16 protein-coding genes are annotated in these 14,364 nt (G+C 69.3%); 2 read left to right on the top strand and 14 right to left on the bottom strand.

Annotation, left to right across the window (positions count from 1 at the left end; all coding sequences use genetic code 11):
- Positions 1–5 precede the first annotated feature (5 nt).
- The 3 genes from VHA82_RS03380 to VHA82_RS03370 are packed head-to-tail and all read right to left on the bottom strand — an operon-like array spanning position 6 to position 1,689.
- Positions 6–995: a zinc-dependent alcohol dehydrogenase family protein gene (locus tag VHA82_RS03380; RefSeq protein ID WP_325540345.1), complete on the bottom strand. Its 990-nt coding sequence runs from the start codon at positions 993–995 to the stop codon at positions 6–8.
- A gap of 43 nt (positions 996–1,038) precedes the next feature.
- Positions 1,039–1,284: a hypothetical protein gene (locus VHA82_RS03375; RefSeq protein ID WP_325540274.1), complete on the bottom strand. Its 246-nt coding sequence runs from the start codon at positions 1,282–1,284 to the stop codon at positions 1,039–1,041.
- Between the two features lie 21 nt (positions 1,285–1,305).
- Positions 1,306–1,689 carry a TraR/DksA family transcriptional regulator gene (locus VHA82_RS03370; protein ID WP_325540272.1) on the bottom strand — a complete coding sequence of 128 codons (384 nt, stop codon included), beginning with the start codon at positions 1,687–1,689 and terminating at the stop codon, positions 1,306–1,308.
- 105 nt (positions 1,690–1,794) lie between these two features.
- Here VHA82_RS03370 and VHA82_RS03365 point away from each other — a divergent pair, with 105 nt between their 5' ends.
- Entirely contained in the window at positions 1,795–4,500 is a 2,706-nt protein-coding gene (locus VHA82_RS03365; protein ID WP_325540270.1) for a bifunctional acetate--CoA ligase family protein/GNAT family N-acetyltransferase, read from the top strand.
- 65 nt (positions 4,501–4,565) lie between these two features.
- Positions 4,566–4,841, top strand: coding sequence for a hypothetical protein (locus VHA82_RS03360; protein WP_325540268.1), 276 nt, complete (start codon positions 4,566–4,568; stop codon positions 4,839–4,841).
- 51 nt (positions 4,842–4,892) lie between these two features.
- Here VHA82_RS03360 and hemP read toward each other — a convergent pair whose 3' ends face one another.
- The 11 genes from hemP to VHA82_RS03305 all read right to left on the bottom strand — a co-directional run bounded on the left by hemP (position 4,893) and on the right by VHA82_RS03305 (position 14,313).
- Positions 4,893–5,123 carry a hemin uptake protein HemP gene (gene hemP, locus VHA82_RS03355; RefSeq protein WP_414708616.1) on the bottom strand — a complete coding sequence of 77 codons (231 nt, stop codon included), beginning with the start codon at positions 5,121–5,123 and terminating at the stop codon, positions 4,893–4,895.
- The gene (locus tag VHA82_RS03350; protein ID WP_325540266.1) at positions 5,120–5,533 is read right to left on the bottom strand and encodes a biopolymer transporter ExbD; all 414 of its coding nucleotides are present in this window, start codon (positions 5,531–5,533) and stop codon (positions 5,120–5,122) included. Before VHA82_RS03350 ends, hemP begins: the two co-directional genes overlap by 4 nt.
- A 1-nt stretch (position 5,534) precedes the next feature.
- On the bottom strand, positions 5,535–6,254 hold the full coding sequence (locus VHA82_RS03345) for a MotA/TolQ/ExbB proton channel family protein (RefSeq protein WP_325540264.1): 720 nt from the start codon (positions 6,252–6,254) through the stop codon (positions 5,535–5,537).
- A gap of 10 nt (positions 6,255–6,264) precedes the next feature.
- Positions 6,265–6,936, bottom strand: a complete 672-nt coding sequence (locus tag VHA82_RS03340) for a TonB family protein (protein WP_325540262.1) — start codon at positions 6,934–6,936, stop codon at positions 6,265–6,267.
- Positions 6,937–7,005: 69 nt separating this feature from the next.
- Positions 7,006–7,548 carry a cytochrome b/b6 domain-containing protein gene (locus VHA82_RS03335; RefSeq protein ID WP_325540260.1) on the bottom strand — a complete coding sequence of 181 codons (543 nt, stop codon included), beginning with the start codon at positions 7,546–7,548 and terminating at the stop codon, positions 7,006–7,008.
- A gap of 16 nt (positions 7,549–7,564) precedes the next feature.
- Positions 7,565–7,846 (bottom strand): PepSY domain-containing protein, encoded by a 282-nt coding sequence (locus VHA82_RS03330; RefSeq protein WP_325540258.1) that lies wholly within the window; start codon positions 7,844–7,846, stop codon positions 7,565–7,567.
- Complete coding sequence (locus VHA82_RS03325; protein WP_325540256.1) at positions 7,843–8,940, bottom strand: alpha-hydroxy acid oxidase; 1,098 nt, start codon at positions 8,938–8,940, stop codon at positions 7,843–7,845. Before VHA82_RS03325 ends, VHA82_RS03330 begins: the two co-directional genes overlap by 4 nt.
- Before the next feature lie 25 nt (positions 8,941–8,965).
- Positions 8,966–9,643: a Fe2+-dependent dioxygenase gene (locus VHA82_RS03320; RefSeq protein WP_325540254.1), complete on the bottom strand. Its 678-nt coding sequence runs from the start codon at positions 9,641–9,643 to the stop codon at positions 8,966–8,968.
- Positions 9,644–9,674: 31 nt separating this feature from the next.
- Positions 9,675–11,894: a TonB-dependent siderophore receptor gene (locus VHA82_RS03315; RefSeq protein ID WP_325540252.1), complete on the bottom strand. Its 2,220-nt coding sequence runs from the start codon at positions 11,892–11,894 to the stop codon at positions 9,675–9,677.
- A gap of 266 nt (positions 11,895–12,160) precedes the next feature.
- Entirely contained in the window at positions 12,161–14,035 is a 1,875-nt protein-coding gene (gene feoB, locus VHA82_RS03310; RefSeq protein ID WP_325540250.1) for a ferrous iron transporter B, read from the bottom strand.
- Entirely contained in the window at positions 14,032–14,313 is a 282-nt protein-coding gene (locus tag VHA82_RS03305) for a FeoA family protein (protein ID WP_325540248.1), read from the bottom strand. Before VHA82_RS03305 ends, feoB begins: the two co-directional genes overlap by 4 nt.
- Positions 14,314–14,364 lie beyond the last annotated feature (51 nt).

The raw sequence follows: 14,364 nt of genomic DNA, 5'->3' as shown, positions 1-14,364 counted from the left end.
GTGCATCACGGCACGAGGACAGCGGCGCCTTCGATCGTTCCGCCTCGCACGGCTTGCAGCGCATCGTTGGCTCGGTCGAGCGGGAATGGATGCACTTGAGTCTTCACCTCGGCGTCGCGCAGCATCGCAAAGAATGCCTCGCCATCCTCGCGCGTGAGGTTCGCCACCGACTTCACTTCGCGCTCGCCCCAGAGGAGCCTGTAGGGAAACGAAGGGATGTCGCTCATGTGGATGCCGCCGCACACGACGCTGCCGCCCTTTCTCACCGCCGCGAGCGCCGCCGGCACGAGAAAACCCGCCGGCGCGAAGATGAGCGCGGCGTCCAGCGGCTCGGGCGGGGCTTCGCCGCTCGCGCCGGCCCACACGGCGCCGAGCGAGCGCGCGAAGGCCTGGGCCCGGCCATCGCCCGATCGCGTGAAGGCAAACACCTGCTGCCCCTGCCGTGCCGCGAACTGGCACACGATGTGCGCCGCCGCGCCGAACCCGTAGAGGCCGATGCGCCCGGCCGCCGCGCCGCCGGCAATGCGCCACGTGCGAAAGCCGATCAAGCCCGCGCACAGGAGTGGCGCCGCATGCACGGCGTCGTACGCATCGGGCAGCGCGAAGCAGAATCGCTCGTCCGCGACCGCATATTCGGCATAGCCGCCGTCGCGGTCGTAGCCCGTGAAGACGGGGGCGTCGCAAAGGTTTTCGCGTTGCATGCGGCAAAACGAGCAGTGCCCACACGTGCGTCCCAGCCACGGAATGCCGATGCGCGCGCCGGCCGCGAAACGCGCGGCACCGCTGCCGAGCGCGACGACTTCGCCCACCACCTCGTGCCCCGGAACCACGTCGGCCGCGTGCGGCGGCAGATCCGCGTCCACGATGTGCAGGTCGGTGCGGCACACGCCGCAGGCCAGCACGCGCACGAGGAGCTCGCCCGCGCCGGGGACGGGAACGGGCTTGCGCACTGCGCGAACCCGGCCCGTTGCGGGCTCGGCCGCCATCGCGAGCATGGTCGCAGGCAGGCTTGCCCTCATGCGCGGCTCGCAGCCGGAGTCAGTCGAGCACGTTGGCCGAAGCGAGGATCGCCGCGGGGTCCGCGAGGTTGTACGAGCGCAGCACGTCGTCCTGGAACTTCCACCCCGTCGAGGCCAGGTCCTGCCAGTACTCGAGCGCGGTGGCCACGCCGCGCATCACGGCGATCGTGCCTTCGGTGGCGAGCGCGATCTGCCAGCGGTTGAATTCCATCATCGCCTCGAGCGGGGCGACGCTCGCGCTCGTTTGTGCATTTGTCGTTGTCATCGCGATTTCCTCTTGTGCGGTTCACCGCCGCACGAGTTTCGGTCTTTCGTGCACCGACTGGCAAGCGCAGCAGTAAAGCGCCGCGGGCATCGCGGCAAGCCGCGCCTCGCCGATGGGCTCGCCGCAGTCCTCGCATGAGCCATAGGTGCCGTCTTTCAGGCGCCGCAGCGCGGCCGCGACGGCCGCGAGGTCCCGCGCCGCCTGGTCCGCCGCCGCCGAATCGATCGCCGCGCGCGTGTCCTTCGCGGCGACGTCCTTGAAGTCGCCCGCCTCGGCCGGATCGACGGCGCAGGCCACCGCTTCTTCGGCGCAGGCGCGCAAGTACGCTCGCAGCTCGCCCGCGCGGCGATCGAGCGCCTGCCGGTAACGCTCGGCCGTGTCCAAGGCGAGGTCCTGTGTGCTCATGACGGATGATTGACGGTCCCTTTCGACGCATTCTCGATTCGCCTCTGCCGGGAAGCCTTGATCTGGCGCAACCATGCCCTCCCGCGCGGCCCGTAGGCTCATCGCATGAGCGTTCGCAACCTCGAATCCCTGTTTTGTCCGCGCTCGATCGCCGTCATCGGCGTGTCGGACCATGCGCGCAACCTGGGCAGCATCGTCCTGGACAATCTGCTGCAAGGCGGCTTCGCCGGGCCGATCTGGGCCGTCGACCGCCAGGACGGCGAGCGCAACGGCCTGAAGATCCATCGCGACGTGCGTGCGCTGCCCGAGGCGCCCGAGCTCGCCGTGATCTGCACGCCGCCCGCTGCCGTACCGCCACTCATCGCGGAGCTCGGCCGCGGGGGCACGCGCGGCGCGATCGTGATGACCGCGGGCCTGCGGCAGCGCCCCTCGGAGGACGAGCCGACCTACGAGCAGGCGATGCTCGATGCGGCCCGGCCCTGGCGGCTTCGCATCCTCGGGCCCAACTGCATCGGCGCGCTCGCGCCGCACGTGGGCCTGAACGCGAGTTTCGCGCCGGGGCGCGCGCTGCCGGGCTCGATTGCCTTCGTGACGCAATCGGGCGCACTCGCCGCGGCCATGCTCGACTGGGCGAACGCGAACGCGATCGGCTTCTCGCATTTCGTCTCGCTCGGCGACAGCGCGGACGTGGACTTCGGCGACATGCTCGACTATCTCGGCAGCGACGGCGCAACGCGCGCGATCCTGATGTACGTCGAGTCGGTGAAGCATGCGCGCAAGTTCATGTCGGCCGCGCGCGCGGCCGCGCGCAACAAGCCTGTGATCCTCGTGAAGGCAGGTCGCGCGCCCGCGGGCGCCAAGGCCGCCGCATCTCACACCGGGGCGATGGCGGGGTCCGACACGGTGTTCGATGCGGCGGTGAGGCGCGCGGGCATGCTGCGCGTGGATTCGCTCGAGGCGCTCTTCGATGCGGCGCAGACGCTGTCGCGCCCGCGCAGCTGGTTCGGGGGACGGCTCGCCGTCCTCACGAACGGCGGCGGCGCGGGCGTGCTCGCGGCCGATGCGCTCGCGCTCGGCGGCGGAGAGCTCGCGCAGCTGTCGCCCGCGACGCTCGCGGCGCTCGACGAGTTCCTTCCCGCGACGTGGCCCCATGCGAATCCGGTGGACATCATCGGCGACGCGCCCGTGCAGCGCTACCGCAGCTCGTTCGAAACTCTGCTGGCCGCGCCGGAAGTGGACGGCGTCCTCTTCATGCATGCGCCCACGGCCATCGTGGCGGCCACCGACATCGCGAAGGCCTGCGCGCCGACGATACGGCAGGCCGCGAAGCCGGTGCTCGTGAACTGGCTGGGCGGCGTCTCGGTGCGCGAAGCGCGCGAGCTCTTCGCCCGCGAGGGCATCGCGTGCTACGGCACGCCGGAACGCGCGGTGGCCGCATGGCTGCAGCTCGCTCGCTATCACGCGAACCAGGAAGCGCTGCTCGAGCTGCCCGATGCGCAGGCGGCGGAGTATCGGCCGGACCGCGCCGCCGCGCAGGAGATCGTGGATCAGGCGCTCGCCGAAGGGCGCGAATGGCTGGAGCCCACCGAGGCCACGGAACTGCTGCGCGCCTACGGCATCCCCGCGGTGGAAACCATGAACGCCGCCGATGCCGAAGAGGCGGCGCGGTTCGCGCAGCGCATCGGTTTTCCCGTCGCGCTCAAGATTCGCTCGCCCCAGGTGGTGCACAAGTCCGACGTGGGCGGCGTCGCGCTGCACCTGAATTCGGCCGACGAAGTGCGCGAGGCGGCGATCAGGATGCGCCAGAGCGTGTCGCGCCTCGCGCCGCACGCGCGCGTGCGGGGCTTTCTCGTACAGGCGATGGCGCGCCGTCCCGACGCGCTGGAGCTGATCGTCGGCATCGCGAGCGACCCGGTGTTCGGCCCGGCCGTGCTGTTCGGCGAAGGCGGCACGGCCGTGGAACTGCGCCGGGACCGCGCCGTGGCGCTGCCGCCGCTCAACGCAAAGCTTGCACAGGACCTCGTCGGGCAGACGCAGGTCGGTCGCCTGCTCGCGGGGTATCGCGGGCGGGCCGCCTGCGACATGCGCGCCGTGACGGGCGCCATCGAGAGCGTGTCGCGCCTCGCTTGCGACCTGGATAGCATCGCGGAGCTCGACATCAATCCGCTGCTGGCGGATGCCGGCGGCGTGCTGGCCCTCGACGCGCGCGTGCGCCTGCGCCGCCCGGCCGAAGGCGAAGGCAGCCGGCTCGCGCTGCGTCCCTATCCGTCGGAGCTGGAGCGCAGGATCGAGGTGGACGGCCACAAGCTGCTGCTGCGCCCCATTCGTCCGGAAGACGGCGCGCGGCTGGCCGCTTTCTACTCGGCCGCTTCGCCCGCCGACCTGCGCCTGCGCTTTTTCATGGCGCGGCGCGAAGTGCCGAAGTCCGAACTCGCGCGCTACTGCCTCATCGACTACGAGCGCGAGATGACGTTCGTGGCGCTGGAAGACGGCGAGATCGTGGGCGAGGTGCGGGGCGTTTGCGATGCGGACAACGTGGAAGCGGAATTCGCGGTGCACGTCGCGGGCAAGTGGCAGCACCACGGACTCGGGCAGCGGCTCACCGATTGCATGCTCGACTACCTGCGCGCTCGCGGCACGCGAAGGGTCGTGGCGTACTGCCTGCGCGAGAACGCCGGCATGGTGGCCGTCGGCCGGCACGCCGGATTCGGCGTGAGCGAAGGGCCGGACGGAACCTGCACGCTGCGCCTCGAGCTGCGGCCCGACGAGGCCGCCGTTCGTAAGAATCCCGATGCAACTCTTGCAGATTGAATCGTAGGGGGAGGGTCCGTTCCCGAATTGCACAGCCGGACTGCGGCACGCAAAATCGGCTTCACATGGACAACGTTTTCGCCTTCAAGGGTTACTTCGTGGCCAGCTACACGCAGCAGGTGGGCGACGGCCGCTACATCGGTCACGCCAAGCTGTGTCTGGAGCGGCCGCGCGATCCGGCCAGTGCCAACGCGCTGGAGAAAGTGACGAGCGTCGGCGCCTACCCCGACGAGGCCAAGGCCCTGCAGGCCGCGGAGTTCCAGGCGCGTCAGGTGATCGAGGGCTTGAGGCCCAACTGGGCGCCGTTCACCTCGCCCGACCAGATGATCTCGATCCGTTGAACGCTCCGGCGCTCCGCGCGGGTGGGTCAATGCGCTCTGCCACCGCGCGGGTCACTTGGTCAGAATGAGCTTTCCGAGCCGCGTCGCGCGCAGGCAGTAGGTCGCCCCGTTGTGCCGGATCTCGACGCAGGAGCGGCCCTGCAGCAATTGTTCGCTGCTGAGTGCCGGGGCTCGCGACGCGGCGTGTTCCTCGAAGGCTCCGCACGCGTGCGAGATGGGCGATCCCGCGCTTTCCGCCGGGTCGCGGGCCGCATCCTCGTCGATGTCCCCCGGCGTCTTCACGGCGCCCGAGGCTCCGTGATGAAGCCGATCTTGTGCAGGCCCGAGCGCTGCGCAAGCGCCATCGCCTGGGCGACGCGTTCGTAGCGCGCGTCGCGGTCGCCGCGGATGTGCAGCTCGGGCTGCGGCTCGCGTCCGGCTTCGGCCTGCAGCTTCGCGGGAAGCTCCTTGTCCTCGATCGGCGCTTCGTTCCAGTAGTACTGGCCCTGCGCGTCGACACTGAGCCGGATGGCCTGGGGCGGCGTGTCCTCCGGCTGGTTCGTGGCGCGCGGCAGCTCGATGTTCACCGCATGCTTCATCACGGGCACGGTGATGATGAAGATGATGAGCAGCACGAGCATGACGTCGACGAGCGGCGTCATGTTGATCTCGTTCATCACGTCGTCGGTTTCGTCCTGCGTGCCGAACGCCATGTCACGCCCCCTTCTTCATCGCGCGGACCTTCGCGTCGCCCGGGGCGCCGCGCGCCACGCGGGCACCGGTCACGAAGTGCGCGTGCAGGTCGTAGGCGAAGCGGTTGAGGCGGTGGATGACCGACTTGTTGCCGCGCACGAGCGCGTTGTAGCCGAGCACGGCGGGAATGGCCACGGCCAGGCCGAGCGCCGTCATCACGAGCGCTTCGCCGATCGGCCCGGCCACCTTGTCGAGCGCGACCTGACCCGCGAGGCTGATCGAGAGCAGCGCATGGTAGATGCCCCACACCGTGCCGAAGAGGCCCACGAAGGGCGCGGTGGAACCGACGGAGGCGAGCACCGCGAGGCCGCCTTGCAGGCGCGCGAGTGATTCGTCGATGGAGTTGCGCAGCGTGCGCGTGAGCCATTCGCTCGCGTCGAGCGAGTCGTGCAGCTGCGGCTGCGCGTTGTGGTGCGCGGCGGCTTCGCGACCTTCGAGTGCGAGCGCGCGAAACGGATTGGCCGGGTCGGTGCCGAGCTTGCTCAGGCCGTCGGCGAAGTCGGCGGCATGCCAGAAGCTCTCGATGCTGCGCGCCTCGCGCGCATGGCGCCTCAGGTCGAGCGCTTTCACGAGGATCACCATCCACGAGGCGACCGACATCGCAAGCAGCAGCAAGGCCACGCCGCGTGTGACGATGTCGCCTTGCGACCAGAGGTGGACCAGGCCGAAATCGGGATTCATGTTGCTTTTCCTACTCCAGGACGAAATTGACGGGGGCATCCTTCCACATCGCCTGCGGCACGCCGTTGACGGTCCCGGCGCGGTAGCGGCATTTCAGGATGTAGTCGAGCGCGGCGCGGTCCAGGCGGTCGAAGCCGCTGGACACTTTCACCTCCGCGCGCTGGGGCAGGCCGTCCGCGCCGATCAGCACGCGCACGACGACCTTTCCCTGCTCGCCCATGCGCTTGGAGACCGGCGGATAGACGGGTGAAGGATTTTGCAGATAGGTCGCATCGCTCGAAGGCAGTTCGATCTTCGGCGGCGCGGGCGCAGCCGGTGGCGCGGGGGGGCTGGGCTCGGCCGCGACAGGCGTCGCGATCGGCGGCGCGGGCGGCTGCGGCAGCGTTGTCGCCACCGGCGCGTTCGGTGAAGGCGGCGCGGGGACGGGGAGGGCTTCAGGGCGCGGGGGCGGCGGCAGCTTCTTCGGCGTCGGCTCCACCTTGGGCGCGGCCGGCGGCGGCGTCTCGACCTTCGGGGCGGGGGTGATGATCTCGCTCAGCACCTCGACCGGCACGACAATCTCCACGGCCCGGCGCAGCAAGCCCGAGTTGAGCGCCCACAGCGCCGCCGCATGGAACACCAGCACGCCGCTTGCGATCAAGGCGTTGCGGCGCGCGGGGTTCATGGAGGCGGCTCGGGTCATGGCGGGCAATGAAGATGTGGCAAGTATAAATGCGAATCCTTCGCATTCGCAGTTTCCTGGCGCCGATGTTCACGCCACGTCGGTAGGTTTTGCGGGTTGCTTGACGCCGGTCAACATGGCGGCCACGAGGTTTTCGCGATGACGGATCGACGCATGGATCACGCCCGCGACGTGCAGCGCAACGAGCGCGAGCATCGACCAGCCGAGTGCCTGATGCGTCCGGTCGAGCCAGGCTTCGCCCCAGAACGCGTCGGTCGAGTAGAGCCACCCCGTGAGGCCAAGCAGTGCCACCCACAACCAGAGCAAAACGGCCATCCATCCGCCCAGAGGGTTGTGGCCGATGTAGCGCGGTGCTTCACCGCGCGCGAGCTGCGCCGCATAGGCGAGCGTGGCGCGAGGTCCGCGGACGAACTGCGCGAGCCGCGCATAGCCGCGGCCCGCGAATCCCCACCCGATGCGCAATGCCGCCATGGCGAGCGCCAGATAGCCCACCGGTTCGTGCCAGCGCAAGCCAACCGCGGTGGTGACCCACGCGGCCGCGCAGCCGAGCGCGAGCGTCCAGTGCGTGGCGCGCACGACGACGTCCCACACGGGCAGCGAGCGAGCTGGCACCGGCCCGCCACGCACGTCAGTTCTTCTGCTGCACTTCGCCGACCAGCTCGAAGGTCTTCGGGTTGAAGAATTTTTCCGCGCGGCGGTTCTTCTCGTCGAAGCCGTAGACCTCGTAGCAGCCGTTCTCGGTCTTCACCTGGCGAACCTTCTTCCAGCCATCGGCTTCGAGCTTTCGCTGCAGCGCGGTCTGCGGCTGCCACTCGGCCTTCGGCACGTCGCACCTGAAGTCGCCGTGCGCCGCGGCGCCCGCGCAGAAGGTGAGCGCCGCGAGCGCGGCTGCCATGTGATGTCCGTTCATGTCGTCCTTTCGTTGCGCAAGGATTGCGCTGAAGCGTCGATGGGTGCGATCAAATCGCCATGCACTCGCGCGAGATTCGCGCAGCCGCACTGCGCCATCGCGATCTCGAGTTCGTCGCGCAGGAGCCGCAGCACGTGCGCCACGCCACGCGCGCCGGCATTGGTCAGACCCCACACGATGGGGCGGCCGATCATCACCGCGCGCGCGCCGAGTGCGAGCGCCTTCAGCACGTCGGTGCCGCTGCGGATGCCCCCGTCGACGAGGAGCGGCACGGCGCCGTCGAGCGCTTCGGCCACGCGCGGGAGCATCGTCGCCGTGGCGGCCGCGCCATCGAGCGTGCGTCCGCCGTGGTTGGACACGACGATCGCCGCGGCGCCGCAGGCGCGCGCATGCCGCGCGTCGTCGGGATGCAGGATGCCTTTCACGATCACCGGCAGCGGCGCGTTCGCGCAAAGCCATTCGAGTTCGTGCCAGGTGGGCGCCGCCGCGCAGAGCGACCGGAGGTCCTGGGCCGCGGGCGCCGCCGGCATGTTGGGTGCCACGAGCCCCGCGGGCAAATGGAAGCCGCTTCGCACCGTCGAATCGACCGTGAGCACGAGCGCTTCGTATCCGCTCGCCCGCGCGCGATCGGCGAGCGCGGCAACGGCGCTTCGATCGGCTTGCCAGTACATCTGCAACCACAGCGGGCCTCGCCTCGAATCCGCCGCGACCGCATCGGCGACTGCCTCGAGCGGCGTGCTCGCCTGCTGGCTGAGCACCATGCCCGCTTCCTGCGCGGCCGCCGCGAGCGCGGTGCCCACCTCGGCGTCGCGATGCGCGAGCTGCTGGAATGCGACGGGCGCCGCGATCAGCGGACTAGCCATCGCGCGGCCCAGCAGTTGCGTGCGCGTGTCGAGTCCTTCCAGCGATGCGAGCACGCGCGGCACGAGCGTCACCGATTCCCACGCGGCGCGGTTCGCGCGTTCCGTGATGCCGCGCCCGGCCGCGCCGCACAGATAGGCCCAGGCCGCGGGGTCGAGCGTCTCGCGCGCGCGCTGCTCGTGCTGCGCGAGGTTCGCGATGCCGGCGGGAAGCGACTGGACTTCCATCTTCATGCGTGAGAGCCGTTCATGAGGCCGTTCACGTGTCCGACCACATCCGCAGCAGGTTGTGGTACGTCCCGGTGAGCGCGACCGTCGCGGGGCTGTCGCCGTCGCGCTGACGCAGCACGGTGAGCGCCTGGTCGAATTCGAGCAGCAGGCGCCGTTCCTCGGCGCCGCGCACCAGGCTCTGCACCCAGAAGAAGCAGCCGACCCGCGCGCCGCGCGTGACGGGCCGCACCTCGTGCACGAGCGTGGCCGGGTACAGCACCGCATGGCCCGCGGGCAGCTTCACGGACCGTTCGCCATCCGGCGCGTGCAGCACGAGCTCGCCGCCCTCGTAAGCCTCCGGATCGCTGAAGAACACCGTGCACGACAGGTCCGTGCGCACGCGCAGCCCGTTCTCGCCGAAGCGCACCGCGCTGTCGACGTGCGGCCCGTAGTGATTCGCAGCGCCCGTGTACCGGTTGAAGCGGGGCGGATACACGCGCGCGGGCAAAGCCGCCGACAGGAACATCGCCGAGCCGTCCAGTGCCTGCAGCACGAGCGCGCTCAGCTCGCGCGCCTCGGCGCAGTCGCGCGGCATCTGCGAGTTGTTCTTGGCCTGCGCGGCCTGTGGGCCGGCGGTGTCGCGCCCGTCGTTCCAGGGCGCGCGCGCGAGAAGCGGGCGCGCCCGGTCGAGGGCGCGTTCGTCCAGCAGGGGAAATGTGATGAGCATGGCGGCGGCTACTGCTCTCGTTTTCGGAAGTCTAGAACTTCACTCCGAGCGACACCTGCACCAGCCGGCCCGCGCCGGGGATGTAGTGGCCGCGATAGAGCGACTCGGCATAGAGCTTGTCCGTGAGGTTGGTCACGTTGGCCTTCAGCATGATGTCCGGCGTGATGGCGTATTCGGTCATCAGGTCCGCGGTGACGAAGCCGGGCGCTTCCCACGCAGGCGCCGTCACGTCGGCCGGGGCCTGCCGGCTGCGGAAGTTGATGCCCGCGCCCACGCGCCACTTCGGCGCGATCTGGTAGGTGCTCCACACCGTGCCGCTATGCCGGGGCGACAGACCCGGCCGGTCGCCTTCGCGGTTGCCGACGGTATTGACGGTCGCAGCGGCGTCGTCCACGCGCGCGATGGGCAGCCACTGGTAGGAGCCGTAGACTTCCCACCGGGGCGTGATGCGTCCCGACGCGTCGATCTCGATGCCCGCGGCGTGACGCTTGCCCGAAAGCAGCAGGCGAGTCGCGGCCGAATCGGGGTCGGTATTGCGTTCGTTCTTCTTCGTCGAGCGGAAGACGGCAAAGCGCGTGAAGAAGCGCTTGTCCGCGGTTTCGAGCGTGCCGCCCGCCTCGATGTTCTCGCTCTGTTCGGGCGGCGTGTTGGCCGAAAGCGCGTTGTACGAGTACGTGTCGCCCGATGTGTTGAACGACGTGCCGTACGAGAAGTGGAACGTCATGCGATCGGTCGGCTGGTAAAGCAGGCCGACCCGCTTGCTCCAGTCGGCCACGCCCTGCCGGTAGCTCGTGGTCGTGACCGGGCCCGGCGCGTTGGAGGGAATGCCATAGGCGTTGTAGCGCCCCCGCATGTGGTCGTAGCGCAGGCCGCCCAGCACCTTCCAGTGCGGGGCCACCTGCACCATGTCCTGCACGTAGGCGCCCAGAGCGTCGTTGACGAAGTCGTTGTTGTCGCGAAGGATGCGCGACGACTCGTCGACCCATGCGCCGTCGTCCGGCGTGCCGGCAAGGGTCGGCGGCTTCACGATGTTCGGTCCGCCTTGCGCCGCCGAGAGCGCGGCATAGACCTTCTTCTGTTCGCGCGAGAAGTCGATCCCGGTGGTGAGCTCGTGATGCAGGTCGAACGCCTCGAATTTCGAGCTCAGGTCGCTTTGCGCCTGCAGCACGTCCATGTCCTGGATTTTCAGGTTGGTGCCGCGCGTGAAGACGGTGCCGGGTCCGAAGTTGGAGAGATCGGCAGCGAGCCCACCCGGCTGCGCACTCGCGGCCGCGAAGCGGACGGTGCCCGCGCGCAGGTCGCGCGTGAACTCGCCCTTGCGCAGCATCGTCTTCAGCTGCGTGTTCTCGCTGAACCGATGCGTGTGGGCGAGCGTCGCGATTTTCGCGGTGCCCGCGTTGTAGTCGCTCGCCATGCCGAAGTAGTCGGTGGGCTTCAGCCCGCCGATGATCGTGTTGGCGGCCGTGGTGTCGCTCGCGTGCGGCTTGATCCACGGCAGGCCGTAGTTGATGCCGTTGTTGTTGTCCAGCCAGTAGAGGCTCACGAGGACTTCGTCGGGCGTATCGATCCCGAACCGGTAGGCGCCCGCGAGGCCGCGCTTGTCGATGCTGGAGCCCGCGCCGTTGTTGTCGGCCTCGTTGTACATCGCGGTGACGCGCACGGCCGAATGCTCGCCGGTGCGTTTGTTGAAGTCGCCCGTGACGCGCCGGTACGAATGGCTCCCGAGCGTGGTGACGACTTCGTTTTCGTCCAGCAGCTCGGGCATCTTGCTCACCTGGTTCACCGCGCCGCCGGTGGAGCCGCGGCCGAAGAGCATGGAAGCGGAGCCGCGCAGCACTTCGAGCCGGTCGAGGTTGAACGTGTCGCGGTCGTAGAACGCGGGGTCGCGCATGCCGTCGAGAAAGATGTCGCCGGTGGTCGCGAGCGAAAAGCCGCGCAGGCGGATGTCCTCCTCGCCGCCTTCGGCCGCCTGGAAGGTGACGCCGGCGGTCTGGCGCAGCGCATCCTTCACCGTGTCGAGGTTGCGGTCGTCGATCAGCTTCTCGGTGACCACGCCCATGGACTGCGGCACGTCGCGCAGTTCCTGCGTGCCCTTGCCGATGTGGGTCGTGGTGGCACGCAGGTCGTCCTTGCCTCTCGGCGCTTCGGCCTTCTCGCGGACCGTGATGGTGGTGAGCGCCTTGTCCTGCGGCGCAGTGGGCGCGGTGGGCGCGGCGCTCTGGGCCCAGCTGCCGAGGGAAGCGGCGAGCATCATCGCGCCCAGGGGCAGGACGGGCGCGGTGCCGCTCGCCGATGCGCGCGCAACGACTGCGGCAGACAGGGTTCGCGGACCGTGTGCGCGGCGCGCGCCGCGTGCTGAAGTTTTCTTTGCCAAGTGATGCCTCCGTTGTTGGCGGGTTGTCGAGAGGCTGGCTAGGCGTTCGAGAACGCCACTTGGCTTGCCGATTCTCCGGCTGCGAGTGTAGCTCAAATGAGAATCTATCTCATTTAGACTTCACGCGATCGGGGTTTTATGGATCAGGAGATGCCCCACCAGATCGCCGCCCGGTAAGTCACCCAGGACGCCGCATAGGCGAGCGCGAAGAGATACGCGGCCATCACGACCGGCCACAGCCAGCGGCCCGTCTCGCGCCGCACGGCCGCGAGTGTGGACAGGCACTGCGGCGCGAACACGAACCATGCGAGCAGGGACAGGCCCGTGGCGACGCTCCACGTCTGCTGGATGAGAGGCGAAAGCGACTGCGCCGTATCGGCTCCCGTTGCGGAGAGCGCGTAGACGGTCCCGAGCGCGCCGACCACCACTTCGCGCGCGGCCATGCCGGGCACGAGCGCGATGCTGATCTGCCAGTTGAATCCCACCGGGGCCAGCACCACGGCCAATGCCTGGCCCAGCATGCCCGCGAAGCTGTACTGGATCGCCGGCCCCGTGGCGCCATCGGGCGGCGCGGGAAAGCTCGCGAGCACCCACAGCAGCACCGTGAGGACCATGATGACGCCGCCCACGCGGCGAAGGAAGATCTTCGCGCGCTGCACGAGGCCGATCGCGATGTTGCGCGCGCGCGGCACGTGATACCAGGGCAGCTCCATCATGAGGGGGCGCACCTGCCCGCGGCCGCTCAGATGTTTCAAAAGCCAGGCCACCGCCATCGAGCCGGCCACGCCCGCGACGTACAGAACGAAGAGGACGAGGCCTTGCAGCTGCACGCCGAATGCGAGCGTGCGCCGCGGCACGAAAGCGCCGATCAGCAGCGCGTAGACGGGCAGTCGCGCCGAGCACGTCATGAGCGGCGCGATCATGATGGTGACCAGCCGGTCGCGCGCGTTCGCGATCGTGCGGGTGGCCATGATGCCGGGGATCGCGCAGGCGAAGCTCGACAGGAGCGGGATGAAGCTGCGCCCCGAAAGTCCCACGCTGCCCATCAGCCGGTCCAGCAGGAAGGCGGCGCGGGGCAGATAGCCCGATTCCTCGAGCAGCAGGATGAAGAAAAAGAGGATGAGGATCTGCGGCAGGAACACGACCACGCCGCCGACGCCGGAGATGAGCGCATCCGCGATGAAGCTCTGCACGAGCCCGTCGGGCAGGTGCTGCCGCACGAAGTCGCCGGCCCACGAGGTCGCGTCCTTGATGAGGTCCATGGGCCAGTTGGCCCAGGAGAACACCGCCTGGAAGATGAAAAAGAGGAGCACCGCGAGCAGCAGCGGCCCGAACACGGGATGCAGCACGACGCGGTCCACCGCGTCGCTGAGCTCGTGCCGCACGACGTCCTGCAAGCCGAGGCGAACGAGCATGGCCGACACGAGCTCGTGGTCCGCCTGGGCCGTCTGCGTGGCCAGCGGCGACGGCGCGGCATGCCAGACGTCATGGTCGTCCAGCACGCCTTGCAGCCGGGCCGCGCCGTCGCTCTGGATGGCGACGGTGCTCACCACGGGCACGCCCAGTTCGCGCGAGAGCGCGTCGAGGTCGATGTGGATGCCTTGCGATTCGGCCAGGTCCATCATGTTGACCGCCACGACGCAGGGCAAGCCGGTGCGGAGCACGCCGAGGACGAGCCTCAGGCCGCGTCTGAGTTGTGTCGCATCGACGACGCACACGACGAGATCGGGCCGCTTCTCCCCGCGGGCCTGTCCGCCGAGCACGTCGCACGTGATCTTCTCGTCCGGCGAGCGCGGATGCAGGCTGTAGGTGCCCGGCAGGTCGAGAACGCGAATGAGCTTGCCCGAGGGCAGCTGCAGCCGCCCTTCCTTGCGCTCGATCGTGACGCCTGCGTAGTTGGCGACCTTCTGGCGGCTGCCCGTCAGCCGGTTGAACAGCGCTGTCTTGCCCGCGTTCGGGTTGCCCACCAGCGCGGCCAGACGCCCGGCCGGATGCAGATGGACGACGGCTTCGGTCACTTCGGGTGCGATTCGACTTCGATGCAGGCGGCTTCGGCGGCGCGCAATGCGAATGTGGACTGACCGACGCGCACGGCCAGAGGGTCGTCACCGGGGAAGCCGCGCATCGTGACGAGGACCGGCTCGCCGGGGAGAAAGCCGATGTCCTCGAGCTGCGACTTCAGCTCGGGGTTCGCGGCAGGCGCGACCACGCGACGCACGACGCAGGGCGTGCCGCAGGGCGCGGAGCGCAGCGGCCCCGACTGGAAGGTTCGATTCGCCTCGACAGCGGCAGTCATGGGTGGCAGATGAGAGTTCGGCTCATTCTAGCGACACTGCGTCGTCAATGC

Origin of the sequence: Ramlibacter sp. (assembly GCF_035548915.1) — a bacterium.
GTDB lineage: Bacteria > Pseudomonadota > Gammaproteobacteria > Burkholderiales > Burkholderiaceae_C > Ramlibacter.
The sequence above is the reverse complement of the archived record's forward strand: the minus strand, read 5'-3'. Positions and strand labels throughout refer to the sequence as shown.

Bases quoted from the DNA above. Each gene is read 5' to 3' on its own strand.
- VHA82_RS03380 (WP_325540345.1), bottom strand. From the start codon at position 995: ATGCTCGCGATGGCGGCCGAGCCCGCAACGGGCCGGGTTCGCGCAGTG.
- VHA82_RS03370 (WP_325540272.1), bottom strand. From the start codon at position 1,689: ATGAGCACACAGGACCTCGCCTTGGACACGGCCGAGCGTTACCGGCAG.
- VHA82_RS03360 (WP_325540268.1), top strand. From the start codon at position 4,566: ATGGACAACGTTTTCGCCTTCAAGGGTTACTTCGTGGCCAGCTACACG.
- VHA82_RS03375 (WP_325540274.1), bottom strand. From the start codon at position 1,284: ATGACAACGACAAATGCACAAACGAGCGCGAGCGTCGCCCCGCTCGAG.
- VHA82_RS03365 (WP_325540270.1), top strand. From the start codon at position 1,795: ATGAGCGTTCGCAACCTCGAATCCCTGTTTTGTCCGCGCTCGATCGCC.
- VHA82_RS03305 (WP_325540248.1), bottom strand. From the start codon at position 14,313: ATGACTGCCGCTGTCGAGGCGAATCGAACCTTCCAGTCGGGGCCGCTG.
- VHA82_RS03320 (WP_325540254.1), bottom strand. From the start codon at position 9,643: ATGCTCATCACATTTCCCCTGCTGGACGAACGCGCCCTCGACCGGGCG.
- VHA82_RS03315 (WP_325540252.1), bottom strand. From the start codon at position 11,894: ATGCTCGCCGCTTCCCTCGGCAGCTGGGCCCAGAGCGCCGCGCCCACC.
- VHA82_RS03325 (WP_325540256.1), bottom strand. From the start codon at position 8,940: ATGAAGATGGAAGTCCAGTCGCTTCCCGCCGGCATCGCGAACCTCGCG.
- VHA82_RS03330 (WP_325540258.1), bottom strand. From the start codon at position 7,846: ATGAACGGACATCACATGGCAGCCGCGCTCGCGGCGCTCACCTTCTGC.
- VHA82_RS03345 (WP_325540264.1), bottom strand. From the start codon at position 6,254: ATGAATCCCGATTTCGGCCTGGTCCACCTCTGGTCGCAAGGCGACATC.
- VHA82_RS03350 (WP_325540266.1), bottom strand. From the start codon at position 5,533: ATGGCGTTCGGCACGCAGGACGAAACCGACGACGTGATGAACGAGATC.
- VHA82_RS03340 (WP_325540262.1), bottom strand. From the start codon at position 6,936: ATGACCCGAGCCGCCTCCATGAACCCCGCGCGCCGCAACGCCTTGATC.